The 25,306-nt window shown below is 64.3% G+C and carries 25 protein-coding genes; 8 read left to right on the forward strand and 17 right to left on the reverse strand.

The features are described 5' to 3' along the window. Positions 1 to 67 precede the first annotated feature (67 nt). Positions 68 to 2,362, reverse strand: coding sequence for a CDC48 family AAA ATPase (locus AC07UX_RS14615; protein WP_495192724.1), 2,295 nt, complete (start codon positions 2,360 to 2,362; stop codon positions 68 to 70). Positions 2,363 to 2,714: 352 nt separating this feature from the next. Between AC07UX_RS14615 and AC07UX_RS14620 the strand changes: the two genes are divergently transcribed. Beyond that, entirely contained in the window at positions 2,715 to 3,596 is an 882-nt protein-coding gene (locus AC07UX_RS14620; RefSeq protein ID WP_495192725.1) for a LysR substrate-binding domain-containing protein, read from the forward strand. Positions 3,597 to 3,812: 216 nt separating this feature from the next. Then, complete coding sequence (locus AC07UX_RS14625) at positions 3,813 to 4,973, forward strand: GGDEF domain-containing protein (RefSeq protein ID WP_495192726.1); 1,161 nt, start codon at positions 3,813 to 3,815, stop codon at positions 4,971 to 4,973. 5 nt (positions 4,974 to 4,978) lie between these two features. On the opposite strand, the gene AC07UX_RS14630 is transcribed toward AC07UX_RS14625, so the two are convergent. Further along, positions 4,979 to 5,650, reverse strand: coding sequence for a glutathione S-transferase family protein (locus AC07UX_RS14630; RefSeq protein ID WP_495192727.1), 672 nt, complete (start codon positions 5,648 to 5,650; stop codon positions 4,979 to 4,981). A 184-nt stretch (positions 5,651 to 5,834) separates the two neighbouring features. Between AC07UX_RS14630 and acs the strand changes: the two genes are divergently transcribed. Beyond that, on the forward strand, positions 5,835 to 7,778 hold the full coding sequence (gene acs / locus AC07UX_RS14635; protein ID WP_495192728.1) for an acetate--CoA ligase: 1,944 nt from the start codon (positions 5,835 to 5,837) through the stop codon (positions 7,776 to 7,778). Positions 7,779 to 7,888: 110 nt separating this feature from the next. After that, positions 7,889 to 8,401, forward strand: a complete 513-nt coding sequence (locus AC07UX_RS14640; RefSeq protein WP_495192729.1) for a cytochrome b — start codon at positions 7,889 to 7,891, stop codon at positions 8,399 to 8,401. Positions 8,402 to 8,433: 32 nt separating this feature from the next. Here the strand turns inward: AC07UX_RS14640 and AC07UX_RS14645 are convergent, their stop codons facing one another. Then, complete coding sequence (locus AC07UX_RS14645; RefSeq protein ID WP_495192730.1) at positions 8,434 to 9,642, reverse strand: UbiH/UbiF/VisC/COQ6 family ubiquinone biosynthesis hydroxylase; 1,209 nt, start codon at positions 9,640 to 9,642, stop codon at positions 8,434 to 8,436. Between the two features lie 146 nt (positions 9,643 to 9,788). Further along, positions 9,789 to 10,880, reverse strand: a complete 1,092-nt coding sequence (locus AC07UX_RS14650; RefSeq protein WP_495192731.1) for a branched-chain amino acid aminotransferase — start codon at positions 10,878 to 10,880, stop codon at positions 9,789 to 9,791. A gap of 160 nt (positions 10,881 to 11,040) precedes the next feature. Here AC07UX_RS14650 and AC07UX_RS14655 point away from each other — a divergent pair, with 160 nt between their 5' ends. Next, a complete protein-coding gene (locus tag AC07UX_RS14655) occupies positions 11,041 to 12,060 on the forward strand; it encodes a threonine aldolase family protein (RefSeq protein ID WP_495192732.1) in 1,020 nt (339 codons plus the stop codon). Continuing rightward, a complete protein-coding gene (locus tag AC07UX_RS14660; protein WP_495192733.1) occupies positions 12,053 to 12,964 on the forward strand; it encodes a DMT family transporter in 912 nt (303 codons plus the stop codon). The genes AC07UX_RS14655 and AC07UX_RS14660 overlap by 8 nt, the downstream gene beginning before the upstream one ends. Here AC07UX_RS14660 and AC07UX_RS14665 read toward each other — a convergent pair. The 11 genes from AC07UX_RS14665 to AC07UX_RS14715 form a co-directional block, all read right to left on the reverse strand. Then, a complete protein-coding gene (locus tag AC07UX_RS14665) occupies positions 12,961 to 13,113 on the reverse strand; it encodes a hypothetical protein (RefSeq protein ID WP_495192734.1) in 153 nt (50 codons plus the stop codon). The genes AC07UX_RS14660 and AC07UX_RS14665 overlap by 4 nt on opposite strands. 78 nt (positions 13,114 to 13,191) lie before the next feature. Continuing rightward, the gene (locus AC07UX_RS14670) at positions 13,192 to 13,986 is read right to left on the reverse strand and encodes a Rossmann-fold NAD(P)-binding domain-containing protein (protein ID WP_495192864.1); all 795 of its coding nucleotides are present in this window, start codon (positions 13,984 to 13,986) and stop codon (positions 13,192 to 13,194) included. Between the two features lie 28 nt (positions 13,987 to 14,014). Continuing rightward, positions 14,015 to 14,392 carry a HesB/IscA family protein gene (locus tag AC07UX_RS14675; RefSeq protein WP_495192735.1) on the reverse strand — a complete coding sequence of 126 codons (378 nt, stop codon included), beginning with the start codon at positions 14,390 to 14,392 and terminating at the stop codon, positions 14,015 to 14,017. After that, on the reverse strand, positions 14,392 to 14,856 hold the full coding sequence (locus AC07UX_RS14680; RefSeq protein ID WP_495192736.1) for an SUF system Fe-S cluster assembly protein: 465 nt from the start codon (positions 14,854 to 14,856) through the stop codon (positions 14,392 to 14,394). The genes AC07UX_RS14675 and AC07UX_RS14680 overlap by 1 nt, the downstream gene beginning before the upstream one ends. Next, positions 14,853 to 16,058 carry an aminotransferase class V-fold PLP-dependent enzyme gene (locus AC07UX_RS14685; protein ID WP_495192737.1) on the reverse strand — a complete coding sequence of 402 codons (1,206 nt, stop codon included), beginning with the start codon at positions 16,056 to 16,058 and terminating at the stop codon, positions 14,853 to 14,855. The genes AC07UX_RS14680 and AC07UX_RS14685 overlap by 4 nt, the downstream gene beginning before the upstream one ends. Further along, complete coding sequence (locus AC07UX_RS14690) at positions 16,055 to 16,807, reverse strand: SufD family Fe-S cluster assembly protein (RefSeq protein WP_495192738.1); 753 nt, start codon at positions 16,805 to 16,807, stop codon at positions 16,055 to 16,057. The genes AC07UX_RS14685 and AC07UX_RS14690 overlap by 4 nt, the downstream gene beginning before the upstream one ends. After that, entirely contained in the window at positions 16,804 to 17,565 is a 762-nt protein-coding gene (gene sufC / locus AC07UX_RS14695) for a Fe-S cluster assembly ATPase SufC (RefSeq protein ID WP_495192739.1), read from the reverse strand. The genes AC07UX_RS14690 and sufC overlap by 4 nt, the downstream gene beginning before the upstream one ends. Positions 17,566 to 17,568: 3 nt before the next feature. Next, positions 17,569 to 18,024: a hypothetical protein gene (locus AC07UX_RS14700; RefSeq protein ID WP_495192740.1), complete on the reverse strand. Its 456-nt coding sequence runs from the start codon at positions 18,022 to 18,024 to the stop codon at positions 17,569 to 17,571. Positions 18,025 to 18,079: 55 nt separating this feature from the next. After that, positions 18,080 to 19,564 carry a Fe-S cluster assembly protein SufB gene (gene sufB / locus AC07UX_RS14705; protein WP_495192741.1) on the reverse strand — a complete coding sequence of 495 codons (1,485 nt, stop codon included), beginning with the start codon at positions 19,562 to 19,564 and terminating at the stop codon, positions 18,080 to 18,082. Beyond that, positions 19,561 to 19,971, reverse strand: coding sequence for an RrF2 family transcriptional regulator (locus AC07UX_RS14710; protein ID WP_093079437.1), 411 nt, complete (start codon positions 19,969 to 19,971; stop codon positions 19,561 to 19,563). Before AC07UX_RS14710 ends, sufB begins: the two co-directional genes overlap by 4 nt. Before the next feature lie 120 nt (positions 19,972 to 20,091). Continuing rightward, the gene (locus tag AC07UX_RS14715; RefSeq protein WP_495192742.1) at positions 20,092 to 21,033 is read right to left on the reverse strand and encodes a helix-turn-helix domain-containing protein; all 942 of its coding nucleotides are present in this window, start codon (positions 21,031 to 21,033) and stop codon (positions 20,092 to 20,094) included. Positions 21,034 to 21,383: 350 nt separating this feature from the next. Here AC07UX_RS14715 and AC07UX_RS14720 point away from each other — a divergent pair, with 350 nt between their 5' ends. Both AC07UX_RS14720 and ggt read left to right on the forward strand, forming a co-directional pair. Further along, positions 21,384 to 22,436 (forward strand): quinone-dependent dihydroorotate dehydrogenase, encoded by a 1,053-nt coding sequence (locus AC07UX_RS14720; RefSeq protein ID WP_495192743.1) that lies wholly within the window; start codon positions 21,384 to 21,386, stop codon positions 22,434 to 22,436. Between the two features lie 49 nt (positions 22,437 to 22,485). Further along, on the forward strand, positions 22,486 to 24,189 hold the full coding sequence (ggt, locus tag AC07UX_RS14725; RefSeq protein WP_495192744.1) for a gamma-glutamyltransferase: 1,704 nt from the start codon (positions 22,486 to 22,488) through the stop codon (positions 24,187 to 24,189). Between the two features lie 87 nt (positions 24,190 to 24,276). Here the strand turns inward: ggt and AC07UX_RS14730 are convergent, their stop codons facing one another. Further along, complete coding sequence (locus tag AC07UX_RS14730) at positions 24,277 to 24,774, reverse strand: hypothetical protein (RefSeq protein ID WP_495192745.1); 498 nt, start codon at positions 24,772 to 24,774, stop codon at positions 24,277 to 24,279. 61 nt (positions 24,775 to 24,835) lie between these two features. Further along, positions 24,836 to 25,264, reverse strand: a complete 429-nt coding sequence (locus AC07UX_RS14735; RefSeq protein ID WP_495192746.1) for a SufE family protein — start codon at positions 25,262 to 25,264, stop codon at positions 24,836 to 24,838. Positions 25,265 to 25,306: the final 42 nt, after the last annotated feature.

Consider the following 25,306-nt stretch of genomic DNA (forward strand, 5'->3'; position numbering starts at 1 on the left):
AACATGCCTGTCATGAACGCAGGGGCGGCGGATGGGTTCAATGCGCCGCCGCCCCCATAAGCCAGCGTCAATCGCTACTATCGCGCGACCGCACCATGCCGGGCGCGACGAAGCCGATCGGATCGACCTGCATCGCCCGCTGCTTCAGCTGCGCCTGGATCTGCTCATATTCGCGCTCCATTTCGGGCGTGACGGAGGCGCGGGTGTCGTCCAGCGCGCTTTCGAAATGCGCCTGCGTCACCTTGTCCACCGATAGCGACTGGCGCAATGCGGACAGGCCGGCGCGGCGGACGAGATCTTCCAGATCGGCGCCGGTAAAGCGCTCGGTCTGCGCCGCCAGCCGATCCAGATCGACATCGTCGGCCAGCGGCATCTTCCCCGTATGGATACCCAATATGCGCCGACGCCCTGCTTCGTCGGGTACGGGCACATAGATAAGCTCGTCGAAACGCCCCGGCCGCAGCAGCGCAGGGTCGATCAGGGTCGGCCGGTTGGTGGCGCCGATGACGACCACCGACTGCAATTCCTCCAGCCCGTCCATTTCAGCCAGGATGGTGTTCACCACCCGCTCCGTCACCGCCGGCTCGCCCAAACCACCGCCGCGTGCAGGGACCAGGCTGTCCAGTTCGTCGATGAAGATGACCGTGGGGGCCACCTGTCGCGCGCGGGCGAAGAGGCGAGCGATCTGCTGCTCGCTCTCTCCATACCATTTGGACAGGAGGTCGCTGGATTTGGTCGCGATGAAATTGGCCTGCGCTTCGCGCGCGACCGCCTTGGCCAGCAGGGTCTTGCCGGTGCCGGGCGGACCATAGAGCAGGAAGCCCTTGGCCGGGCGGATGCCGATGCGACGGAAGGCGTCGGGGTCTTTGAGCGGCAGTTCCACCCCTTCCTTCAGGCGCATCTGCGCATCGTCGAGACCCCCGATGTCGGACCAGCCGATATTGGGCGCCTGCACCATCACCTCACGCATGGCGGACGGCTGGACGCGCTTGATCGCCGAAAGGAAATCCTCCCGCGTGACCGACAATTCCTCCAGCACGTCGGGCGGGATCGTGCCGTCTTCCAGATTGAGGCGCGGCATGAAGCGGCGCACCGTTTCGATCGCGGCCTCGCGAGTCAGTGCGGCAAGGTCCGCACCGACGAAGCCATAGGTCATGCGCGCCAGTTCGGCCAGATCGACCCGGTCGCCCAGCGGCATGCCGCGCGTATGGATGCCCAATATCTCGCGCCGGCCGCGTTCGTCGGGCACGCCGACGATGATCTCGCGATCGAAACGGCCGGGCCGCCGCAGCGCTTCGTCGATCGCTTCGGGCCGGTTGGTGGCGGCGATGACGACCAGGTTTGTGCGCGGCTCCAGCCCGTCCATCAGCGTGAGCAACTGGGCGACGAGACGCTTTTCCGTCTCGCCGGTCACCTGGCCACGCTTGGGCGCGATGGAATCGATCTCGTCGATGAACAGGATGGACGGGGCGGACTTGGCCGCGGCTTCGAATATCTCGCGCAGCTGCTTTTCCGATTCGCCATAGGCCGATCCCATGATTTCAGGACCGTTGATCAGGAAAAATTCCGCGTCCGATTCATTGGCGACCGCGCGGGCGAGGCGCGTCTTGCCCGTGCCCGGCGGGCCATGCAGCAACACGCCCTTGGGCGGATCGACGCCCAGTCGCGTGAACAATTCGGGATAGCGCAGCGGCAGTTCCACCATTTCGCGCAGCTGATCGATCGCATCGGCCATGCCGCCGACATCGTCATAGGTGACATCGGCACGGCGCGATTCGCGCGGCTCCTCATATTCGGCGCGCAGTTCCACTTCCGTTTCCGCGTCGATATGGACGATGCCCTTGGGCACGGTGGACACCACCACGAGCCGGATTTCCTGCAAGGCATAGGCCGGCGCGGCCAGCATCTGGCGCAGCTGCGGCGGCATATCGTTGGGGGGCACCTGCTGCTGCCCGGCCGTCGCGACGACATCGCCTGACGTCAGCGGACGCTGGTAGAAGACGCGCTTCAACGCATCGGGATTACCCTGTAGTCGTAGATTATTTTGTGCAGGTGCGAACACGACCCGCTGAGCAGGGCGGGGTTCGGCTTTCATGATCTGGACGAAATCGCCCGATCCCACACCGGCGTTGGCGCGTTGCAAACCGTCGAGGCGGAGCACGTCCAGCCCCTCATCTTCCTTATATGGCCGCACCACGCGCGCGGGCGTTGCGCGCTTTCCGACGATCTCGACCACATCGCCTTCGGCCAGTTGCAATTGCGCCATCACGGTCAGCGGCAAGCGCGCCAGACCGCGACCCGCATCCTCCGGCCGCGCATTGGCGACCTGAATCCGGCGTCCTTCCTGTTCCTGATCAGCCACGCGGCATCCCCGTCTTTGTCGTTCCGTAACGATGTAGGAAACACAGTGGCCGGGAAAAAGGGGCCAGCGATCCGCCCTGGCCGTCAAAAAAAGCGGTGCGACCAAAAAAAGGGCCGATCGCAAGACCAGCCCTGAAAGTTTTAGGAGAGGATGCCTGAAAGGCACCTCCTATGTGCAGTGCGGCATGATATATTGCAAGTGCGAAAAGAATCGTCGAGTTGCAAAAATTGCATCTTGCCATTTGATCCAATTTCCTGCTCAGTAGGGAGAGGATGCTTGAACCCCGGTTCGCGCGGCGCACGACAACAAGCCATGACGCGGCGCAGCGCACCGGCCTAAACATTGACGAGATATGCGCAGATTGCCGCCCCTTACGGCCCTGGAGGCCTTTGTTCAGGTTGCACGCCTGGGGTCCGTCAAGGCGGCAGCGGAGGAACTCGCCCTGTCGACTCCGGCGCTCAGCCGCCGCGTTCAGGCGCTGGAACGCTTCATCGGCCGCCCCTTGTTCGACCGCAAGCACCAGGCGCTGGAAATCAACGCAGAAGGGCAGCGGCTGCTTGACGATATCGCGCCCGCGCTGGATTCGCTGAGCCAGGCGCTGGAAAATATCCAGAGCGGCGGCAACCAGTTGCGCCTTCGCCTGGCAGTGATGCCGCTTTTCGCGACGCAGCGCCTCTTCCCGCATCTGGGCAATTTGCGCAAACAGCATCCGCAATTGCACATCGACATCGAAACCACGCCCCACGCCGTCGCGCGCCTGGGCGAAGGGCTGGATGCCGCGATCGTGCTGATGGCCAAGGATATCGACCCTGCGCTCTACGCCCATGAACTGGACCATGAGCAGGTCTATCTGATCGGCCGGCGCGAATTGCTGGACGGGCCGCATGCCCTGACATCGCCGGAAGAACTGGCGCAGCAGACCGTGTTGCTCCATCGCGACATGGCGCAATCCTTCGACGCTTGGAAAGAGGCGGCGGGCCTGCCCGAGCTCCAGCCACTGGCGATCGACAATTATGATTCTGGCCAATTGATGCTGGAGGCCGCCGCGCAGGGGCTGGGCGTCGCCGTGATGCACGCCAGCCATTATGAACAGTCCAATGATCCGCGCCTGGTGCGACTGTTCCCGATCCATGTCGACAGCCCCTATCGCTATTTCTTCGTCTGTCGTCCGCGCGCGCTCCAGACCCGCGCCGTGCGCATCTTCCGCGACTGGCTGGTCAGCGCGGACATCTGAGCGTTTTTTTTGAGAATGCGCCATCCGGCGCATTCCGGCACCAGCCCGCTCCCCCACCCGGCCACCCATAGAATACTGCCGTTGGGTGGCCGGGTGGGGGAGCGGGTTGGTGCCGTATCAGAAATCGCTCTTTCGCGATTTCTCAAACAGTCTCTGACTCCGATTATTTCGCTGCCGATCCCTTAACCTTGTTCCGGCTCGGCCGTTATGAAGGGCATGAACGGGGCACAACCATCTTCCGCCAGCCCGCAACATGGGCTGACCGACCGCCTGGCACGCTGGGCCAGGGGGTTTTCCGGCAAATCCGAGGAGGATAGCGTCGAAGACGAAGATCAGCGCCCACGCAGCGGCACCGCCCTGAACCGCGAGATCAACCGCCGCAAACAGCTCTACAGCGACATCGGCGATTTTCTCTTCGCCCATGATCTTGACCTGACACCCATCAACTTCAGTGTCGCGCTGGACTATCTGACCGGCGCGAATATCGGCGTTGAAAAGGCGATCAAGGCCGTGATGATGGAACGCGGAAAGATCACCAACGGTTGGATCGAGACGATCGCGGCGGAACAACGCGCCGACGAAGTGACGCCCGAATCGCTGGCCTCCATGCTGGACAAGGTGGAGGAAAACCTCACCCAGTTCACCGGCCTGATGCACGAATCGCGCAACAGCGCGAAGGATTATGGCGCTGCGTTGCAGGAACAGGCCAAGGATCTGGGCGAAGGCCGGGACAATGAACCGGTGCTGGCCCGTCTGGTCGGCCTGACCCGGTCGATGGTGGAAAAGACCCGCCAGGTCGAAAGCCAGCTGCGCGAAAATCAGAAGCAGACCCAGGCGCTCAAATCGAGCCTGGAAAATGCCCGCCGTGCCGCAGAACATGACCATCTGACCGGCCTGCCCAACCGCCGCGCCTTCGAAAGCGTATTGCGGGAGGAAATGCAACAGGCGCAGGACAATGGCGAAACCCTGTCGGTCGCCTTCTGCGACATCGACCATTTCAAACATATCAACGACACCCATGGCCATGATACCGGCGATCGGGTGTTGAAATTCGTCGCCGGGCTGCTGGCCAAGGCGTCCAACGACCGTTGCCATGTGGCACGGCATGGCGGCGAGGAATTCGTGATGCTGTTCCGCGGCAAGACCGCCGCCGAAGCGTGCGAAGCGGTGGACAGCGTGCGCGAGGATCTGGCCAATCGCAGCCTCGTCAACCGCACCAATGGCGAACGGATGGACCGGGTCAGCTTTTCCGCCGGCGTGGCCAATGTGCTGGCCTATGACGATCCGCGCGGCGCCTTGAAAGCGGCCGACCGCGCCCTTTATCTAGCCAAGGAACATGGTCGCAACCGCGTCTATCTGGCCGCGGAAATAGACTAAAGGCCTTAGAAGTCCGGCTTTTCATAATGGGCCGGCGGGGTGATGACCTCCATCCGCTCGGACAATAATGGGCGGAAGGAGGGGCGCGATTTGAAGCCGGCATACCAGCGCTTCACCGGCTCATGCCCCGCCCAGTCGATCCCACCCAGATAATCCGCCACGGACAGGTGCGCCGCTGCCGCGATATCGGCCAGGCTGAGCGTCGCGCCCGCCATCCAGCTGCGATGGTCGAGCAGATAGTCCATATAATCCATATGGACATTGGCGCGCTTCATCGCTTCACGCAGGACGCGAGCGTCGGGCGATGCCCGTTCCACCAGCCGCTTCTTCATCCGCTCGTGCAACAACGGGCCGACCACGTCGCCATAGAAATTCTGATCGAAAAAGGCCGTCAGCCGTCGCACTTCGGCCCGCCCGGCGGCGGTACCGGAAATCAGTGGGACTTTCTCCACCGTCTCCTCGAAATATTCGCAGATCGCCTGGCTGTCGATCAGGGTCACGCCCTTTTCTGCGTCCGCCATGACCGGCGTAGTGCCGGCCGGGTTCAGGTCCAGAAATTCGTCGCGCATCGCCCAGGGCGATTCACGCACCAGATCATAGCCGATCCCCTTCTCACCCAGGAGGAGCCGGACCTTGCGGGAAAAGGGGCAGAGCGGGAATTGATAAAGCAACCACATAAGTGATCCCTGTTAGGCGCGGGCGGGCTGCGGGGAAAGCGGCAAAATGTCGTCACCATATTCCTTCGACACGACGATATTGGCCAAAAGTAGGGCAAGAAACGGCATGGTCCGGCCTTTCGATCCCCCGCATCGGGCGATAGAAGAGAGGGCAATAATGGTTTCGCGATGGAAAGGATGCCCGATGTCTGACGATTTCTTCCCCGTGCCGGAGGAATGGGCCACCGGATCGCTGATGGACCGGACGGCGCGCGACGCCGATTATGCGCGCTCGATCGGGGACAGTCACGCCTACTGGCTGGAACGGGCGCAGCGGCTGGACTGGATCGCGCCGCCGACCCTGACCAACGAAAGCAGCTTTGCCGAAGCGGATTTCGGCGTCAAATGGTTCGCCGACGGCGTGCTGAACGTCAGCGCCAATTGCGTCGATCGCCATCTGGCGCAGCGAGCCGACCAGACCGCGATCCTGTGGGAACCCGATTCGCCCGACGCAGAGCCGCGCCGCTACAGCTATGCGCAGCTGCATGAGGAAGTCTGCCGCTTCGCCAATGTGCTGAAGGCCGCCGGCGCGAAGAAGGGCGACCGCATCACCATCTATATGCCGATGATAGCGGAAGCCGCCTTCGCCCTGCTCGCCTGCGCGCGGATCGGCGCGGTCCACAGCGTCGTGTTCGGCGGCTTTTCACCCGACGCGCTCGCCGGCCGTATCCAGGATTGCGATTCGAACATCGTCATCACCGCCGACGAAGGCCGGCGCGGTGGCAAGGCGGTGCCGCTCAAGGTCAATGTCGACGCGGCCCTTGCCCATTGCCCCAGCGTGAAGAAGGTAGTCGTGGTCAAGGCCACCGGCGGCGCAGTAACGATGCAGGACGGGCGCGACCTGTGGCTGCATGAGGAAGCGGCGAAGGTATCGGCCGATTGCCCGCCCGAACCGATGAATGCCGAAGACCCGCTCTTCATCCTCTATACCTCCGGCTCTACCGGCAAGCCCAAGGGCGTGCTGCACACGACCGGCGGCTATCTCCTCTGGGCGGCGCTGACGCACGAACTCTGCTTCGATTATCGGCCCGGCGACATTTATTGGTGCGCGGCCGATATCGGCTGGGTCACGGGCCACAGCTATATCGTCTATGGCCCGCTGGCGAACGGCGCGACGACCCTGATGTATGAAGGCGTCCCCAATTATCCCACCGCCAGCCGGATATGGGACGTGGTCGATCGGCATCGGGTCCAGACCCTCTTCACCGCCCCCACGGCGCTACGCGCGCTGATGAAGGAAGGCGACGATTTCGTGACCCGCACCAGTCGCAAATCGCTGCGCCTGCTCGGCACGGTGGGCGAACCGATCAATCCGGAGGCGTGGCGCTGGTATCATGGCGTGGTGGGCGAAGGGCGCTGCCCGATCATCGATACCTGGTGGCAGACCGAAACCGGCGGCGCGATGATCGCACCGACGCCAGGCGCCACGGACCTGAAGCCCGGTTCCGCTACCTTCCCCATGCCGGGCGTCGTGCCGCAGATCGTCGATGGCGAAGGCAAGGTGCTGGATGGCGCGACCGAGGGCAATCTGGTCATCGCGCAAAGCTGGCCGGGCCAGATGCGCACCGTATGGGGCGATCATGATCGCTTCTTCCAGACCTATTTCACCACCTTCCCCGGCAAATATACCACGGGCGACGGCGCGCGGCGCGATGCGGACGGCTATTATTGGATCACGGGCCGGGTGGACGACGTCATCAACGTGTCGGGCCATCGCATGGGCACGGCCGAAGTCGAAAGCGCGCTGGTGCTGCATGAAAGCGTGGCGGAAGCCGCGGTCGTCGGCTTCCCGCATGATATCAAGGGTCAGGGTATCTACGCCTATGTGACGCTCAACAGCGGTAAGGAAGCGACCGACGATCTGCGCGCGACGCTGGTGAAATGGGTGCGGACCGAGATCGGCCCGATCGCCACGCCCGACATGATCCAGTTCGCGCCCGGCCTGCCCAAGACCCGGTCCGGCAAGATCATGCGCCGCATCCTGCGCAAGATCGCGGAGGGCGACGTATCGGCTCAGGCGCTGGGCGACACCAGCACATTGGCCGATCCGTCCGTAGTGGATAATCTGGTCGCCAACCGTCAGAACTAGTGCAACGCAATGACGGATCGTGCCGCAGCGCGGTCCGTTGGACATAGGGCCATGGTCGTCGGGTAGGACGGCCATGGCTGTTTCAGGGACATATCCGAAAAGGAGAACCCATGGCCCGTTACACGACCGTCGCCCGCACCCTGCACTGGATCATCGCGATCCTGATTTTGGGGAACCTCTTCTTCGGCTTCGCCCATGACGCCCTGCCAAAGGACTGGCCGGTGATGCCGGTGCATAAATCGATCGGCCTGACCGTACTGGCATTGACGCTGGTGCGGATCATCTGGCGTCTCACGCACCCGGCCCCGCCGCTGCCTGCCGCCATGCCCGCATGGGAAAAGGGCGCGGCGCATCTTACCCACTTCGTCTTCTATGCGCTGATGTTGATCCTGCCGCTGTCGGGCTGGATCATGTCTTCGGCCGGGCCTCGGCCCCTAAATTGGTTCTTCCTGTTCGACGTGCCCAAATTCGCGGTGGGCAAGGGGGACGCGATCGTCGGCCTGTCACGCGGCGCTCACGAACTTCTGCCCTGGCTGTGGGTCGGGCTGATCCTGCTGCATGTCGGCGCCGCGCTGCGCCATCATTTCGCGCTGAAGGACGATGTGTTGCGGCGGATGCTGTGAGATGATCAACCGGCGGTTGAAGCCCTGACCGCTTAAACCATCTCGCCCGACAGCAATTTCGGCAGCGCGCCCGACTGGCCGCGCGCTTCGGCCATGAAGCGCCCCTTGAGCGCCCCGCTGCGCTGCACCGCCGCCAGCCCCGCGCGGCGCACCAGCGACGGGATCTTGCCCGGTATGTCGAACAAGCGCACCAGCCCGTCCATGGCCACGCTGGTCATCATGGAATCGAGCCCGCGCCAGCGCTGATAGCGTGCCAGCAATTGCGCATCGCCTGGATCGAGGCCAAGGCGCATGCCGTCGACCAATACCTCCACCAGCGCGGCGACGTCGCGGAAGCCAAGATTCACCCCCTGCCCCGCAATCGGGTGGATGGCGTGCGCGCTGTCGCCCACCAGCGCCAACCGCGTGTCGGTGATCCGGGCGGCATGGTGGAAACCCAGCGGATAGGAGGATCGCGGTCCCGCCAGCCTGATATCGCCCAGAAAACCGCCGATCCGCTTCTGCGCCTCGGCCAGCCAGGCGCGTTCGGACAGCTTCATCATCGCGGGCGCCTGCTCCGTCGGCACCGTCCACACCACGGCGGAACGGGTGCCCGGCAGCATCGGCAACAGCGCGAAGGGACCGCCGACATAGAAAATCTCGTACGCCGTATTGGCGTGCGGCACCTCATGGTCGATCGCCGTGACCATGGCGGTATGCTTATATTGCCAGCGGGTCGTGTTGATCCCCGCCGCGTCGCGCGTCGGGCTGTTGCGCCCCTCTGCCGCGACCAGCAGCGCGCCCTGGATGCTGGCCCCGCTCGCCAGCGTCAGCGTGACGCCATCGGCGTTGCGATCGACATAGGTGGCGCGATCGGGCTGGTAACGGGTGAGGTTGACAGCTTCGTCCGCCGTCTTTGCCAGCGCGACGCGCAGGTCGCGATTGGGGACCATCGTCCCCATCACGCCATCGTCCGCATCCGGCGCGAAATCCAGCGCGCCCGGCTCCAGCCCGTCGCTGACCCAGATGCGGTCGATCGGGCAACCCTTGCCCTCCAGATGCCGTCCTACGCCAATGGCGTTCATCATCGCATAGCTGGTGGAACTGATCGCCGACACGCGGCCATCAAAGCCGGCGGCGGTCACGCCCACCGGATCGGCCGGGTCGATCACGGCGGTCTTCACGCCATGGCCCGAAAGAGCGATGCCAAGGGTGAGGCCGACCAGCCCGCCACCCAGAATAACGACGTCGAAGCGTTCCATGGATCTGTATCTAGGCGCTTGGGACGGGATTGGGAAGCAAGAGGTTGACCCGCATCTTTATCCCACCGTCATTGCGAGCGAAGCGAAGCAATCCACGGGCACAGCGGTGGATCGCTTCGCTCGCGACGACGAAGGAAAATGCAGCCTTAAAGCGTGCGCACCCAATCGGCCGGGTCGGCCACGACGCCGCGCTGGATGCCGGTCAGTTCGGCGCGCAGCGTTTCGGTCACCAGCCCGCCATCGCCATTGCCGACGGTGAAGTCGCCCGTGCTGCTCTTGACCGTTCCGATCGCGGTGACGACCGCCGCCGTACCGCAGGCGAAGGCTTCGCGCAGCTTGCCGCTGGCGGCATCTTCGCGCCATTGGGCAAAGCTGTAGGGCTCTTCACGCACCACATGCCCCTTGGCGCGGGCCAGGTCGATGATCGAATTGCGGGTGATGCCGGGCAGGATGGTGCCGGTCAGCGGCGGGGTCACGATCGACCCGTCGTCCATCACGAAGAAGACGTTCATGCCGCCCAGTTCCTCGACCCACTTATTTTCGGCGGCGTCCAGGAAGACGACCTGGTCGCAGCCATGGCCGATCGCTTCCTTCTGCGCGACCAGCGATGCGGCATAATTGCCGCCGCACTTGGCCGCGCCCGTGCCGCCGCGCGCGGCGCGGGTATAATGTTCCGACACCCACAGGGTCACGGCCTTCTTGCCGCCCTTGAAATAGGCGCCGGCGGGCGAGGCGATGACGCAGAAGATATATTCGTTCGACGGCCGCACGCCCAGAAAGGCTTCGCTGGCGAACAGGAAGGGGCGCAGATAGAGGCTGCCTTCCCCGGTCGGAATCCAGTCGGCATCGATCTTCACCAGTTCCTCGACCGCTTCCAGGAACAGATCCTGCGGAATGGCGGGCATCGCCATGCGTTCGGCCGATTCGGCGAAGCGACGGGCATTTTCTTCCGGGCGGAACATGGCGACGCTGCCATCTTCCAGCCGATAGGCCTTCATCCCTTCGAAGATTTCCTGCGCATAATGCAGCACGGCGCAGGCGGGATCGAGCATGAAGGGCGCGCGCGCCTCCACCTTATGGCTGTGCCAGCCCTGCCCCTCGGTATAGCGGATCGTCACCATATGGTCGGTGAAGAGCCGGCCGAAGCCCGGATCTTCGAGCAATACAGCGCGCTTGTCCGCCGGCACAGCCTGGCTGTTGCGGGTGACGGTGAAACGCGACGTCTGCTCGGCGGCCATGGTGAGTCTCCTTGTTCTGGCTCGGACGAGGCCGCCTATGTCACAGAGCGACGGATGAAACAATGTGTCATACATGCTGACATATTTCATGATCGGAAAAAGGCCAGCCGACCACCGCCGGCCTCTTCCCGCCCGGCCGCCGTCCGGTTATCGCTGCGCCATGCATTTTTTCTCCGACAACGCCACGCCGATCGCCCCGCAGATCATGGCCGCCATCGCCGGTGCCGACCGGGCCGATCATGGCTATGACGGCGATGGCTGGAGCGCGCGTCTGGACGGTGCCTTTTCCGACCTGTTCGACACGCCGGTCAGCGCACTATGGGTATCGACCGGCACGGCGGCCAACTGCATCGCGCTGGCGACCCTCTGCCCGCCCTATGGCGGCGTGATCTGCCATGAGGAAGCGCATATCGCCGTCGACGAATGTGGTGCGCCGGGCTTCTTCACCCATGGCGCCACGCTGATGCCGCTGCCGGGCGACGGCGCGAAGCTGACGCCGGACGCCGTGACCGACCGGCTGAAGGCGATCCGCCCCGACGTGCATCAGGTGCCGGCCCGCGCCATCAGCATCACCAACGCCACCGAATATGGCCTGGCCTACAGCCCGGACGAAGTCGCCGCGCTGGGCGATCTCGCCAAGGCCAACGGCCTTGGCTTCCACATGGACGGCGCCCGCTTCGCCAATGCCGTCGCGCATCTGGGCTGCGCGCCTGCGGACGTCACCTGGCGCGCGGGCGTGGACGCCCTCTCCTTTGGCTGCGTCAAGAATGGCGGCATGGTGGGCGAAGCCCTGCTCTACTTCGGCGAAGCGGCACCTGCGCGCGCAGCCGAAGCCAAACGCTGGCGCAAGCGTTCGGGCCATCTCTTTTCCAAGGGCCGTTATCTCGCCGCGCAGATATTGGCGATGATCGAGGACGATCTGTGGCTGGCCAACGCCCGCGCCGCCAACGGCGCGGCACAGGCACTGGCACAGGGCGCCCCCGGCCGGCTGATGCACCCGGTTCAGGCGAACGAATTGTTCATCCGCCTTACCGCCGATGAAGCCGCCAGCCTGCGCGCGCAGGGCTTCGACTTTTACGACTGGGGCGAAGGTGCGGCGCGGCTCGTCACCAACTGGTCCCAGGATGCGCACGGAGTCGCGCCGCTGGCGGATGCGCTGCGGGCACTCGATCGTGAATGACCGGGCGAAGGGGGGGATCATCATCCCCTTCATTCTGGTCGTCCTGATCTGGAGTTCGACCTGGATCGTCATTCGCGACCAGATCGGGTCGGTGCCGGCCAGCTGGTCGGTCTGCTATCGGTTCGCGCTGGCGGGCGTCGCCATGGTCGCCTTTGCGCGGTGGCGCGGCGTGCCGCTGGCCATCGGGCGCAGCGGGCTTCTCTACGCCGCGCTGCTGGGCGTCGCGCAATTCGTGCTGAATTTCAACTTCGTCTATCGCGCCGAACATTATCTGACGTCGGGGTTGGTCGCCGTCGTCTATGCGATGCTGCTGATTCCCAATTCGATCCTGTCCTTCCTCATCTTTCGCGCGTCCGTCAGTCGCGCCTTCATCGGCGGATCGGTGGTGGCGGTGACGGGCATCATCCTCATGCTGCTGCACGAATATCGAGCGGCGCTATCGGAAACCGGCGGGGTCAATCCCGACATGGTGCTGCTGGGCGCGGCCTTTGCCTTCGCCGGCCTGATGAGCGCATCGGCCGCCAATGTGATGCAAGGGATGGAGATCGCCCGTCGCCTGCCCATGGTGGCGGTGCTGGCCTGGGCCATGCTGATCGGTGCGGGAGTGGATGCGCTCTATGCCTGGGCGACGGTCGGCCCGCCGACCTTCGACATGCGGCCAGGCTATATATTGGGCGTGGGCTGGCTGGGCATTGCCGGGTCCGTCGTGACCTTCCCACTCTATTTCACCCTGATCCAGCGCATGGGCGCGGGCCGCGCCGCCTATACCAGCGTCCTCATCCCGGTCATCGCAATGCTGATCTCTACGATCGTGGAGGGCTATCGCTGGAGCGCTTTGTCCATCACCGGCGCGCTGCTGGCGATCGCCGGCATGGGCATCGCCCTGCGATCGAAAACGGCTTAGCGCGCGCCCGGCTGATAGCGCAGCTTGGCAGCGTTGACCCTGTCGAGCAGGCTGGCGATCGACGGCGCCGCCGCGCCCGACGGGACGGGCATGGACAGATCGCCCATGCGCTGGCTGAGTTTGGAAAAAGTCTTGTCGATGCGGGTCATGGGGGCGTCCCTTATGAAGTGCTGCCCCGCTTGTCGATCGCCTGGGTTAACAAGGCGTAAACCAAGCGATGGATCGACCTACAGGCAGGCACGCAGCCCTTCCCTGTAGGTCGGATAGAGCGGCGACCAGCCCAGCAGCCGTTTCGCCCGGCCATTGGCCACCCGGCGATTTTCCGCATAAAAGGCCCGCGCCATGGGCGAGAGTTGCGCTTCCTCCAATGTCAGGAGCGGCGGCACCGGCCGGCCCAGAAACGCACAAGCCGCCTCTATCACGGCATTTTGCGCGCAGGGCAGATCGTCGGCCAGATTATAGATGCCCGCAGGCCCATCGAACGACGCGATGACGCCCGCCACGATATCGTCCACATGGATGCGGCTGAACACCTGATCGGGCAGGGCGATGCGATGGGCCTTGCCCTCCCGCACCCGATCCAGCGCGGACCGGCCGGGACCATAGATGCCGGGCAGGCGAAAGCGGCGCATGTCGGGGCGCAATGCGCCCCATGCCATGTCCGCAACCGCCCGCGCGGTCCGGCGCCCCTGTCCGACCGGGCTGGCTTCATCCACCCAGGCGCCGGCCGCATCGCCATAGACGCCGGTAGAGGAGAGATAGCCGGTCCAGATGGCGGGCGCGGCCGCGATGGCATCGCCATAGCGGGCCACCACCGGATCGGCATCGCCCTCCGGCGGGACGGAGGAGAGGATATGGCTTGCCTGCGCTATCGCGGCGCGGACGGCATTGTCGTCATCGAAGGCAAGGCTGTCGCCATCGGCGCTGCGGCGAACGCCGGTGACGGCCCAGCCACCGCGGCGCAGACGGGCAGCCAGACCGGCGGCGGTATAGCCCATGCCGATTATGAGCATATGCGCCATCATTCCCCCGTTCGGAGCAGAAATGCGCCTAAACCGTAAAGCTCTCGCCGCAGCCGCAGCTGCCCTTGGCATTGGGATTGTTGAAGACGAAGCCGGCGGTGAAATCATCCTCCACCCAGTTCATCGTCGATCCGATCAGATAGAGGACCGACGCGCCGTCGATATAGAGGACACCACCAGGCGTTTCGATCTTCTCGTCGAACTTGGCTTCCGTCGTCACATAGTCGACCGAATAGGCCAGCCCCGAACAGCCGCGCTTGGGCGTGGACAGCTTGACGCCGATCGTGCCTTCGGGCGCCTGGCCCATCAGGTCGGCGATGCGCTGCTCTGCGCTTGGCGTCAGGAGGACGGCAGCGGGGCGGGCGCGGGTCTTGGTCTGCGGGGTGTTGGTCTGTACTTCGGTCATTACAGCATCCCCAGTTCGAGCTTCGCTTCGTCGCTCATCTTCTGCGGATCCCATGGCGGATCCCAGACCAGGTTGACCTGCGCATCGCCCACGCCCGGCACCGCGCCGACGCGCAATTCGACCTCGCCCGGCATGGATTCGGCGACCGGGCAATGCGGCGTGGTCAGCGTCATGGTGACGATGGCATGGCCATCTTCGGTCACATCCACGCCGTAGATCAGGCCAAGGTCGTAGATATTCACCGGAATTTCCGGATCGTAGATTTCCTTGAGCGCGTCGATGATCCCGTCATACAGGTCGCCGCCCGGCTCGCCTGCAGGCGTTTCGACCGGCTTTTGCGACAGGAACCCGTCCAGATAGTCGCGCTGGCGCGGCGTGGCTTCGGCCACATCCTCGACGCGCGCCTTGGGCGGGGTTTCCACCGCATCCACTTCTTCCACCACGATCTTGCGTTCCTGCGTCATCCGAAAATCTTTCTCACGCGCTCGATGCCCTTCACCAGCGCATCCACATCGCTGTCGTCGCTATAGATGCCGAAGCTGGCCCGTGCGGTCGCCTCGACGCCCAGATGGCGCATCAGCGGCTGTGCGCAATGATGGCCGGCCCGGATCGCGACGCCCGTTTCGTCCAATATGGTGCCGACATCGTGCGGATGCACCCCCTTCACCTCGAAAGAAAGGATGCCCGCGCTGTCGTCCGGCCCGAAGACGCGCACGCTGTTGATCTGCTCCAGCGCGGTTCGCGCCTTGGCGACCAGCGCACATTCATGGGCGTGGATCGCGTCCAGCCCGATGCCATGCACATAATCGATCGCGGCGGAAAGCCCGACGACGCCGGTGATATGCGGCGTCCCCGCCTCGAACCGGGTCGGCGCGGGGGCGTAGGTCGTCTTTTCGAACGTCACCTTGTCGATCATCGACCCGCCACCCTGATAGGGTGGCATGGCGTCGAGCAATTCGGCACGCCCCCACAATATGCCGATGCCGGTCGGCCCATAGAGTTTGTGCGCGGAAAAGACGTAGAAATCGCAATCGAGCGCAGCCACGTCCACCGCCAGGCGCGGCACGGCCTGACATCCGTCGATCAATATCTTGGCGCCGACCATATGGGCGATATCGGCGGCGCGGCGGCAATCCAGCACGCTGCCCAGCACGTTGGACACATGGGCCAGCGCGACCATGCGATGGCGCGGCGTGATCATCGCGCGCATCGCATCCAGATCGATCCGGCCATCCTGCGTCAGCGGCACAACGTCGATCGACGCGCCGACCTTCTCCGCCACGATCTGCCATGGCACGATATTGCTGTGATGCTCCAGCGTGGACAGCAGGATGCGGTCGCCCGCCTGCAACTGCGTGCCCGCCCAGCATTGCGCGACGAGGTTGATGCCCTCGGTCGCGCCGCGGACATAGACGATCTCGCTGTCCGACTTGGCTCCGATGAAGCCCGCGACCTTGCGCCGCGCGGCCTCATAGGCCAGCGTCATATTGGCCGAGCGTTCATAGACGCCGCGATGCACCGTCGCATAATCGGGGCCATAGGCGCGTGCGATCGCATCGATGACGGCATTGGGCTTCTGCGCGGTGGCGGCGCTGTCCAGATAATGCCAGTCGCCCACACCGGGGAAATCGTCCCGCAAGCGCAATCCCTGTGCGACGTCGGTCATACCAGCGACTCCAGCTTGGCGATCGCGGCGGCTTCCAGGGCGTCCTTGACCGCTTCGTCCTCCACATCGTCGAACACGCCCGCGACGAAAGAGCGCAGCAGCAGCGTCTTGGCCGTCGCCGGGTCCATGCCGCGCGACGCCATGTAGAAAAGCGCCGCCTTGTCCAGTTCGCCCACCGTCGCGCCATGGGCGCACTTCACGTCGTCGGCGAAGATTTCCAGCTCCGGCTTGGCGTTCGCCGTGGCGGTCCGATCCAGCAGCATCGCCTTGATCGACTGGAACGCATCGGTGCGCTGTGCGTCGCGCGCGACGTTGATGCTGCCCAGATAACTGCCCGTGGCGCGCTGGCCCAGGATCGACCGGATCGTCTGTCCGCTGGTCGAATCCGGCTTGGCATGGGTGACGCTGGTGATGATTTCCAGCGTCTGGTCGCCGCCGCCCAATATCGCGCCATTCAGCTCGAAATGCGCGTTGCTGCCGATCGTGACGGTGAAGGTCACGCGCCCCAGCTTTCCGCCCACATTGAGCACATGGAAATCGCAGCGCGCCCCGTCGGCGATGGTGATGACATAGTCATGCACCGCTGCGGCGCCTGTCGCAGCATCCTGCAACAGATGATGGCGCACGCTCTCGCCTGCCGCCACGTCGATGCGGGTCGGCGCGGGCACGGGCCACACGGTCGCCAGCGCCTCAAGGTCGCTATAGCGCCATTCTTCCGCCTTGCGGGTCGGCAGGGTGAGAGCGTTCACGCGGATGCCACCTCGGCCCCCAGGACCTCGGCATAGCCTTCGCGTTCCAGTTCCAGCGCCAGTTCGGGACCGCCCGACTTGACGATCCGGCCGGCGGCCAGGACATGGACGAAGTCCGGCTTCACATAATCGAGCAGGCGCTGATAATGGGTGATGAGCAGCACCGCCTTGTCGGGCTTGCGCATGATCGCGTTGATGCCGGCGCCCACGATCTTCAATGCGTCGATGTCGAGGCCGCTGTCGGTCTCGTCCAGGATCGCCAGCTTCGGGTCGAGAATGCCCATCTGCACCATTTCGGCGCGCTTCTTTTCGCCACCCGAAAAGCCGACATTGACCGGACGCTTGAGCATTTCCATGTCAAGGCCGAGCAGACCGGCCTTTTCCTTGGCCAGCTTGATGAACTCCCCGCCGTTCAACTCCTTTTCGCTGCGCGCGCGGCGCTGCGAATTGAGGCTTTCGCGCAGGAATTGCAGGTTGGAGACGCCGGGGATCTCGACCGGATATTGGAAGCCCAGGAACAGTCCGGCAGCGGCGCGCTCATGCGGCTCCAGTTCGAACAGATCCTGCCCCTCGAACGTTGCCGTGCCACCGGTCACTTCATAGTTCGGACGGCCGCCCAGCGTATAGGCCAGCGTGGACTTGCCCGCGCCGTTCGGCCCCATGATCGCGTGGATTTCCCCCGCATTGATCTGGAGCGACAGGCCCTTCAGGATCGCCTTGCCGTCGATTTCGTTGGTCAGATTGTCGATCGTCAGCATCTCTTATCCCTCATGCGCGCGCTGAAGCGTCCGCGCGGTCCAGAACGCCATGTCGCGCACCTCGCCCGGCGCGGGGAACAGCGTGTCGATATGGCGCTTGATCGGCATATAGGGCCACCAGTCGGCGTCCGGTTCCGGCGCACCCTTTTCCAGCAGCGCGACGACGAATTCGCTGACCGGCCCCATGCGGGCAAGGTTGGGCGCCTTCGCCTTGTGGAACGCCTTGTCCTTGCGCAGCTTCTCGGTGAAGGCGACGTCGCCCGCTTCCAGTGCGGCGCGGCTCTCCGCCTCATAGGCGTCGAGGTCGCCGAAATCCTTGGCGGCACGAGCCTGCAACTCGCCCTCTTCCAGCTCATAATCCTCGGTCAGGATGCGGATCGCGGCAGTCCATGACTGGCCATTGCCCACATCCTCCGCGAAATCCGCGAGGGCATCCTGGATATCGTCTTCGTCGCTCAACTTACTTCGTCCTTCAAATTCTCGAATTCTTCATACAGGGCAACGGTCGCAAGGATCAGCCGACCGAACCCTCCAGCGAAATCCCCAGCAGCTTCTGCGCCTCGACGGCAAATTCCATCGGCAGCTGTTGCAGCACTTCCTTGGCGAAACCGTTCACGATCAGCGAGACCGCGCTCTCCTGATCCAGTCCGCGCTGCATGGCATAGAACATCTGATCGTCGGAAATCTTCGACGTCGTCGCCTCATGCTCGATCTGCGCGCTGGGATTGCGCACTTCGATATAGGGCACGGTATGCGCGCCGCACTGGTCGCCCAGCAGCAGGCTGTCGCATTGGGTGAAGTTGCGTACGCCCTCCGCACCCGGCGCCACGCGCACCAGCCCACGATAGGTATTGTTGGACCGCCCGGCGCTGATCCCCTTGGACACGATGGTCGATCGCGTGCCCTTGCCATTGTGGATCATCTTGGTGCCGGTATCGGCCTGTTGCAGATTGTTGGTCAGCGCGACGGAGTAGAATTCGCCGACGCTATTCTCGCCGTTCAGCACGCAGGACGGATATTTCCAGGTGATGGCGCTGCCGGTTTCCACCTGCGTCCAGCTGACCTTACTGTTTCGACCCTGGCATAGCGCCCGCTTGGTCACGAAATTATAGATGCCGCCCTTGCCGTTCTCGTCGCCCGGATACCAGTTCTGGACGGTGCTGTACTTGATCTCCGCATCGTCGAGCGCGACCAGTTCCACCACGGCGGCGTGCAGCTGATTCTCGTCGCGCATCGGCGCGGTGCAACCTTCCAGATAGGACACATAGCTGCCCTCGTCCGCCACGATCAGCGTGCGTTCGAACTGGCCGGTATTCTCCGCATTGATGCGGAAATAGGTGCTCAGCTCCATCGGGCAGCGCACGCCCTTGGGAATGTAAACGAAGGTGCCGTCGGAAAAGACCGCGCAATTGAGCGTGGCAAAATAATTGTCGTGCATCGGCACGATCTTGCCCAGCCACTTTTTGACGAGGTCGGGGAATTCGCGCACCGCTTCGCTGATCGAGCGGAAGATGACGCCCGCTTCCTCCAGCTCCTTGCGGAAGGTGGTGGCGACCGAGACGCTGTCGAATACGGCATCGACCGCAATCTTGCGGCTGCCCTTCACGCCAGCCAGCATCTCCTGCTCGGCGATGGGGATGCCCAGCTTCTGATAGGTCGCCAGGATTTCGGGATCGACCTGATCCAGCGAATCCAGTTCGATCTTCTTCTTCGGTTCCGCGTAATAATAGGAGTCCTGATAGTCGATCGGCGGGACATTGAGCTTCGCCCAGTCCGGCGCATCCATCGTCTGCCACATGGCGAAGGCCTTCAGCCGCCAGTCGAGCAGCCATTGCGGCTCGTTCTTCTTGGCCGAAATGAAGCGGACCGTATCCTCGTTCAGCCCCTTGGGCGCGAAGTCCTGCTCGATGGCGGACGACCAGCCATGTTCGTAGGTCGACGCGCGATCGGCGGCGTCCTGCGCTGCCTGGTTGCGAACGGTGGTTGCTTGTTCAGTCATGCCATTTCTCGTGTCAGACTGGCGATCGTCACCCCCGCGAGCGCTTCGCGGATGGCATTGTTCGCCACGTTCATATGCGGGCGGATGCGGCAATCCTGTTCCAGATTGCAGTCATGCGCCCCTTGTTCGCTGCACGCGGTCATGGCGATCGGCCCTTCGACCGCTTCCACCACATCAGCCAGCGTGATGGTGGCCGGCGGGCGCGACAGCCTTACGCCACCGCCGGTCCCCCGGCTCGATTCGAGCAGGCCGGCGGCCGACAGGCGGCTGACCAGCTTCTGCGCGGTAGGCAGCGGAATGCCGGTTTCGGCGCTCAACGTGGTCGCGTTCATCTTCGCGGCGCCACAATGGCGCGCCGCGGCGGACATCAGCACGACCGCATAGTCAGCGAAGCTCGACAATTTCATGTCGCGTCACGCGCCCTTCGTTAAGTTGCGAACCATTCTCAAATCGGACCGATTCCATCCGATTGGGCGCATGTGGTCGCACAGGGGCGTTTAATCAAGGAAATTTTGCTTGGGGCGCGCCTAGCTCAATCGGTTCAGCACGGCCACATCACCGCCCAGCGATCGGCGCATCAGCGTGAGTTGCGCGACCGCCGACGGCTCGGTCTGCAACTGATGCGGCGTCAGGCCGACGAAATGCTTGATCTCCCGGATGAAGTGCGACTGGTCGTAAAAACCGCCCTCCTCGCACAATTGCTGCCAACTTGTCCCGTCCAGCGCAATTCGCGCCGAACAGCGCAGCGCCCGATATTTGCGCGCCAGCATCTTGGGCGGGGCGCCATAATATTTGTTGGCCAACCGCGCGAGCTGACGCGGCGACAGGTCGGTAGCCTCCACCAATGTCTCGATCTTCGGCGAGCCTTCATCCACCAGCCAGGCATCGATCGCCGCCAGCAATTCCCAGGTCGCTGCCCTCAGCGGCCCGACCAGCTTCCCCAATTCCGCCCAGCACAGCGCCGCCATCGCATCGGCATCGTCGCCCAGCGCGCGCAATCTGTCCAGCAGGCGGCGATGCACCTCTCCCCGTTCGGCCGCCAGATCGCACAGGCGATCGGCCAACAGGCTGGCGTCGCCGCCATGCAGCGCCACCCATCCCGCCGGCAACAACGAAATGCCGACCAGCCGCAGCGGCCGGTCCAGTACGAAGCGCGTCGCCCCCATCGTCGGCCCCAGCAGGCAGACGTCGGGCGTAGCCATCACCGTCCCGTCCTGAAAATGATAATCGCCGCCCCCCTCCAGCATCAGCCGCAATTGCGGCGCATCGGCGCGGGTGGCATCGGCATAATGGTTGGCGGACACGGTGAAGAAGTAGAGCGAGCCGAAATAAGGCCGCAAATGCGGCGGCGGCGCGAAATAGCGCAACCGCACCGGCCCCTGTGCCGCATCGACCGCATAGGATAGCGGCCCCCGCTCATCCGGCAGCGCGACGGCATGCGCCGCATTTTCGCTATGACGCGACCCCATTTCTTCACCCCTGGCGATCACTATGCGCCAACATTGCGGCGGCGCAAGCATCAGAAACGGAAAAGCGTAAAGTTTTTCGACATCTAGCAGCTGAACACAAAAAAATGACCCGGCGATTTTCATCGCCGGGTCAGTAAAAGGTCTCATAGGCCATAGGCCAGAGAGCCTTCGGGTCGCAAGATGGCTGTACGCCCGAATCGCGGCAACTTTATTGGATGAAACGGACATTTTTCCGCTGCAAACGGTCTCATTCATGACGTTTCTTGTCATGAAATAACCAAGGCCACGCTCTGTTGCCATATGGCAACAGGCACTCGACGGATTGGCTGTCCGCTGGCATAGGCCTGTCCATGTCCTATCGCCTGATCCGCCCGCTGCTTTTCGCCCTGGATGCCGAGCGCGCCCATCACCTGTCGATCGCCGCGCTGCGCTTCATGCCAACGCCCGCGCCGCTCGTGCCCGACCCGATGCTGGAATCGGTGGTCGCCGGAATCCGCTTCCCCAATCCGGTCGGCCTGGCGGCGGGCTATGACAAGGACGGGCGGATCGCGCACAAGATGCACGGGCTGGGCTTCGGCTTTGCCGAGCTGGGCACGCTGACCCCGCTGGCGCAGCCCGGCAATCCCCAGCCGCGCCTGTTCCGCCTGGTGGAGGACCGCGCCGTCATCAACCGGTTCGGCTTCAACAATGGTGGCCAGGGCGCGGCGGCGGACCGCATTGCCCGCTACCGCCGGCCGATCGGACAAGGGCCGGTCATCGGGATCAATATCGGCGCCAACAAGGACGCGACGGCCGCCGGGCGCGGCATCGCAGACTATGTCACCGGCGTGCGCGTCATGGCCCCGCTGGCCGATTATCTCACCGTCAACATCTCCTCCCCCAACACGCCGGGCCTGCGCGCATTGCAGGGCCGGGCCGCGCTGGACGACCTGCTATCGGCCGTAATGGCCGCGCGGGGGAGCGATACCACTCCAATCTTCCTGAAGGTCGCCCCCGATCTGGAAGCCGCCGATGTGGACGACATCGCCGCCGCCTGCCTGGACCATCGCATCGACGCCCTGATCGTATCCAACACCACCATCACCCGCCCCGGCCTGCGATCGGCCCATGCCGGCGAAGCGGGCGGCCTGTCGGGTGCGCCGCTCACCGATCTGTCGCTCGAACGGCTGCGGGACTTCCGTCGACTGCTGGGCACCCGCCTGCCGCTGATCGGCGTCGGCGGCATCGCCAATGCGCAGCAGGCCTATGTCCGCATCCGCGCCGGCGCCGCGCTGGTCCAGCTTTACAGCGCTCTGGTCTATGAAGGGCCTTATCTGGCCAAGCGGATCAATACAGGCCTCAAAGCCCTGATGACGCGGGACGGCGTCAGGAATGTCGCGGAGATCGTCGGCATCGACGCCTGAGTTTTCCGAGAGGGTTGCAGCGCACAACGTAACGATTAGGGTGGCGGACATGACATCTCGCCTTCCTGGCCTGCTGGCCCCCTTCGCCCTTCTCGCCCTTGCTCCCGCATCCGCCGCTTTCGCCCGCGAGCCGGTATCGACCAACGCCACCGTCTCTGCCGCCGATCCGCGCGCGGCGCAGGCGGGGCAGGACATATTGCGCAAGGGCGGCAGCGCCACCGATGCCGCGATCGCGATGATGCTGACCCTCAATGTCGTGGAACCGCATAATAGCGGCATCGGCGGCGGCGGCTTCCTGATGCACCATGACGGCAGGACCGGCCTGCTGGAATCGATCGACGGCCGCGAAACCGCACCCGCCGCCGCGCGGCCCGATCGGTTCATGGGACCGGACGGCAAGCCCCTGCCCTTCATTCAGGCGTGGCCCGGCGGCTATTCGGCCGGCGTGCCCGGCAATCTGCGCATGGCGTGGGATGCGCACAGGAAATGGGGCAAGCTGCCCTGGGCAGACCTGTTCGCGCCGGCCATCCATTATGCGCAAGACGGTTTCGACCTTGGCGAACGCACCGCCACCGCCCTGCGCGCCACCCAGAATATCTGGGCCGATTTCCCGGAAATCCAAAAAGCCTTCTGGATCGACGGCGCCCCGCCGCCGGTTGGCACGCACCTTAAAAACCTGCCGCTCGCCGCCCTGTTCAAACGGATCGCGGCGGAAGGGCCGGACGCCTTCTACACCGGCGAAAATGCCCGCCTGATCAGCCAGGCCGTGACCAACGCGCCCCGAAATCCGGTGCCGATGACGGAGGCCGACCTCGCCGGCTATCAGGCCAAGCCGCGCAAGCCGGTCTGCGGCCACTACCGCGCCTATACCGTGTGCGGCATGGGTCCTGTGTCGGCAGGCGGCGTCACCGTGCTGGAAATCCTCGGCATGGTGGAGCGCTTCCCGCTGGCGCAATGGGGCAAGGATGATCCGCGCAGCTGGCATGTGATCGGCGAAGCGATGCAGCTGGCCTATGCCGATCGCGACACATGGCTGGGCGATCCCGATTTCGTGTCTGTCCCGGTCAGCGGCATGATCGACCCCGCCTATCTGAAACAGCGCTCCTCGCTCATCCGCCTGAACAAGGCGCTGGGCGCCTATAAGCCCGGCACACCCCCCGGCGCGCAGCCGCACACGGCGTCGCTGCCCCAGCCCGAAAGCGGCACCAGCCATTTCGTCGCGGTGGACCGCAATGGCGACATCGCCGCCTGGACCTCCACGATCGAAAGCTTCTTCGGCAGCCAGCTGATCGCCAATGGCGTGATCCTGAACAATGAACTGACCGATTTCAGCTTCACGCCGGAAAGGGACGGCAAGCCGGTCGCCAATCGGGTGGAGGCGGGCAAGCGCCCCCTCTCCTCCATGTCGCCCACCATCGTCTATGACGACAAGGGCACACCCGTCTTCACCGTCGGCGCGGCCGGGGGCAAGACCATCATCATGCAGGTGGCCAAGGCGCTGATCGCCCATTTCGACTGGGGCCTGTCGGCGCAGGAGTCGATCGCCCACGGCCTGCTCTTCTTCGACGGCAACGGGCTGGTGGTGGAACAGGGCACGTCGCTGGAAGCGATGAAGGCGCCGCTGGAAAAATTGGGCCATCGCGTCAGCGTCAACAGGATGGGCCTCAAGGCCAACGCGGCCGAGCGCCTGCCCGACGGCCACTGGCAGGGTGCCGCCGACCCGCGCAGCCCCGGCGTGTCCTTGCAGGAGTGACGGGAGCCGTTCCCCGGCGCAGGCCGGGGTCCAGATCGGAAGTCGGCACTGGACCCCGGCCTGCGCCGGGGAACAGAAACCGGCCGATCACCCCTTCAGGTCCAGCCCGGCGACGTTGAACTCGAACGGCGCGGTCTGCGCCTTGCCGTCGACGATCAGGTTGACCTTCAGGCTTTTGGCCTCCTTGATCGTGGCATAGGCGCCCTGCGACGGCGCGATCGCGATACCATCGTCATTGGTCGCCATCCGCCCCTGCCACTCATGTTTCTTGCCATCATCGGTGGTGGCCGTGACCCGGCAGTCCGACAGGTCGCAGGTGAAGGGCGCGCCGACCAGCTTGACCGTCACGTCCGCGCCGCCCTCCTTCAAAGGCTGGACCAGAAGAACCGAAAATGTGTCGGGGGCCGTCATCGTCTGCACGCTGTTGGCGCTGCCGATATAGGCGACCTTGGGCCGGCCGCCGCCCTCGGCGCCCTCATATTTCCACACCTGGCCGATCTGCTCGCGCTGGGTCGGTTCCTTGGGCTTGTTGTCGCCGCAGGCCGCCAGCGTGGCGACGGCCGCAATCATCCAAATGGCGCGCATCGCGTCATGTCCTTCCGCATTTAGTTACGGAAGGACAATGTCTGAACCGGCCGGGAGTTTCCTATGCGATGTAACGGCCGGCGGTCTCGCGGATCAGGGCGATCATATTGGGGATGCCCTGGGTTCGGTTGGAGCTGAGCTGGTTCTTCAAATCGAATGGCGCCAGCGCGGCTTCGATATCGGCCGCCGCTATCGCCCCCGGCGCGCGATCCTGCACCGTCAGCAGCACCAGCGCGATGATCCCCTTGGTGATCGCGGCATTGCTGTCCGCCAGAAAATGCAGGCGCCCGTCTTCCAGCACGGTGGGATAGACCCACACCGCCGCCGAACAGCCCCGCACCAGGGTCGCGTCGGTCTTGAGCGCGTCAGGCATATCCTCCAGCCCGCGCCCCAGGTCGATCAGCAGCCGATAGCGATCGTCCGCATCCAGAAATTCATATTCTTCCTGAAGATCGGCCAGAACGGGCATCGGTGTGGGCAGGTCGGTCATGGCCGCCCATATAGAGGCAAATGGCGCGGGCGAAAGCCGCTT

This window comes from Sphingobium sp. GW821-FHT02B05 (genome assembly GCF_059421905.1).

Excerpts from the sequence above, each read along its gene's own strand:
- AC07UX_RS14645 (WP_495192730.1), bottom strand. The coding sequence starts at position 9,642 with ATGGAACGCTTCGACGTCGTTATTCTGGGTGGCGGGCTGGTCGGCCTC.
- AC07UX_RS14710 (WP_093079437.1), bottom strand. The coding sequence starts at position 19,971 with ATGAAATTGTCGAGCTTCGCTGACTATGCGGTCGTGCTGATGTCCGCC.
- AC07UX_RS14665 (WP_495192734.1), bottom strand. The coding sequence starts at position 13,113 with ATGACCCGCATCGACAAGACTTTTTCCAAACTCAGCCAGCGCATGGGC.
- ggt (WP_495192744.1), top strand. The coding sequence starts at position 22,486 with ATGACATCTCGCCTTCCTGGCCTGCTGGCCCCCTTCGCCCTTCTCGCC.
- sufC (WP_495192739.1), bottom strand. The coding sequence starts at position 17,565 with ATGCTGACGATCGACAATCTGACCAACGAAATCGACGGCAAGGCGATC.
- AC07UX_RS14715 (WP_495192742.1), bottom strand. The coding sequence starts at position 21,033 with ATGGGGTCGCGTCATAGCGAAAATGCGGCGCATGCCGTCGCGCTGCCG.
- AC07UX_RS14650 (WP_495192731.1), bottom strand. The coding sequence starts at position 10,880 with ATGGCCGCCGAGCAGACGTCGCGTTTCACCGTCACCCGCAACAGCCAG.
- AC07UX_RS14675 (WP_495192735.1), bottom strand. The coding sequence starts at position 14,392 with ATGACCGAAGTACAGACCAACACCCCGCAGACCAAGACCCGCGCCCGC.
- AC07UX_RS14630 (WP_495192727.1), bottom strand. The coding sequence starts at position 5,650 with ATGTGGTTGCTTTATCAATTCCCGCTCTGCCCCTTTTCCCGCAAGGTC.
- AC07UX_RS14720 (WP_495192743.1), top strand. The coding sequence starts at position 21,384 with ATGTCCTATCGCCTGATCCGCCCGCTGCTTTTCGCCCTGGATGCCGAG.
- AC07UX_RS14735 (WP_495192746.1), bottom strand. The coding sequence starts at position 25,264 with ATGACCGACCTGCCCACACCGATGCCCGTTCTGGCCGATCTTCAGGAA.
- AC07UX_RS14655 (WP_495192732.1), top strand. The coding sequence starts at position 11,041 with ATGCATTTTTTCTCCGACAACGCCACGCCGATCGCCCCGCAGATCATG.
- AC07UX_RS14685 (WP_495192737.1), bottom strand. The coding sequence starts at position 16,058 with ATGACCGACGTCGCACAGGGATTGCGCTTGCGGGACGATTTCCCCGGT.
- AC07UX_RS14680 (WP_495192736.1), bottom strand. The coding sequence starts at position 14,856 with ATGACGCAGGAACGCAAGATCGTGGTGGAAGAAGTGGATGCGGTGGAA.
- AC07UX_RS14730 (WP_495192745.1), bottom strand. The coding sequence starts at position 24,774 with ATGCGCGCCATTTGGATGATTGCGGCCGTCGCCACGCTGGCGGCCTGC.
- AC07UX_RS14625 (WP_495192726.1), top strand. The coding sequence starts at position 3,813 with ATGAACGGGGCACAACCATCTTCCGCCAGCCCGCAACATGGGCTGACC.
- AC07UX_RS14640 (WP_495192729.1), top strand. The coding sequence starts at position 7,889 with ATGGCCCGTTACACGACCGTCGCCCGCACCCTGCACTGGATCATCGCG.
- sufB (WP_495192741.1), bottom strand. The coding sequence starts at position 19,564 with ATGACTGAACAAGCAACCACCGTTCGCAACCAGGCAGCGCAGGACGCC.
- AC07UX_RS14620 (WP_495192725.1), top strand. The coding sequence starts at position 2,715 with ATGCGCAGATTGCCGCCCCTTACGGCCCTGGAGGCCTTTGTTCAGGTT.
- AC07UX_RS14670 (WP_495192864.1), bottom strand. The coding sequence starts at position 13,986 with ATGGCGCATATGCTCATAATCGGCATGGGCTATACCGCCGCCGGTCTG.
- acs (WP_495192728.1), top strand. The coding sequence starts at position 5,835 with ATGTCTGACGATTTCTTCCCCGTGCCGGAGGAATGGGCCACCGGATCG.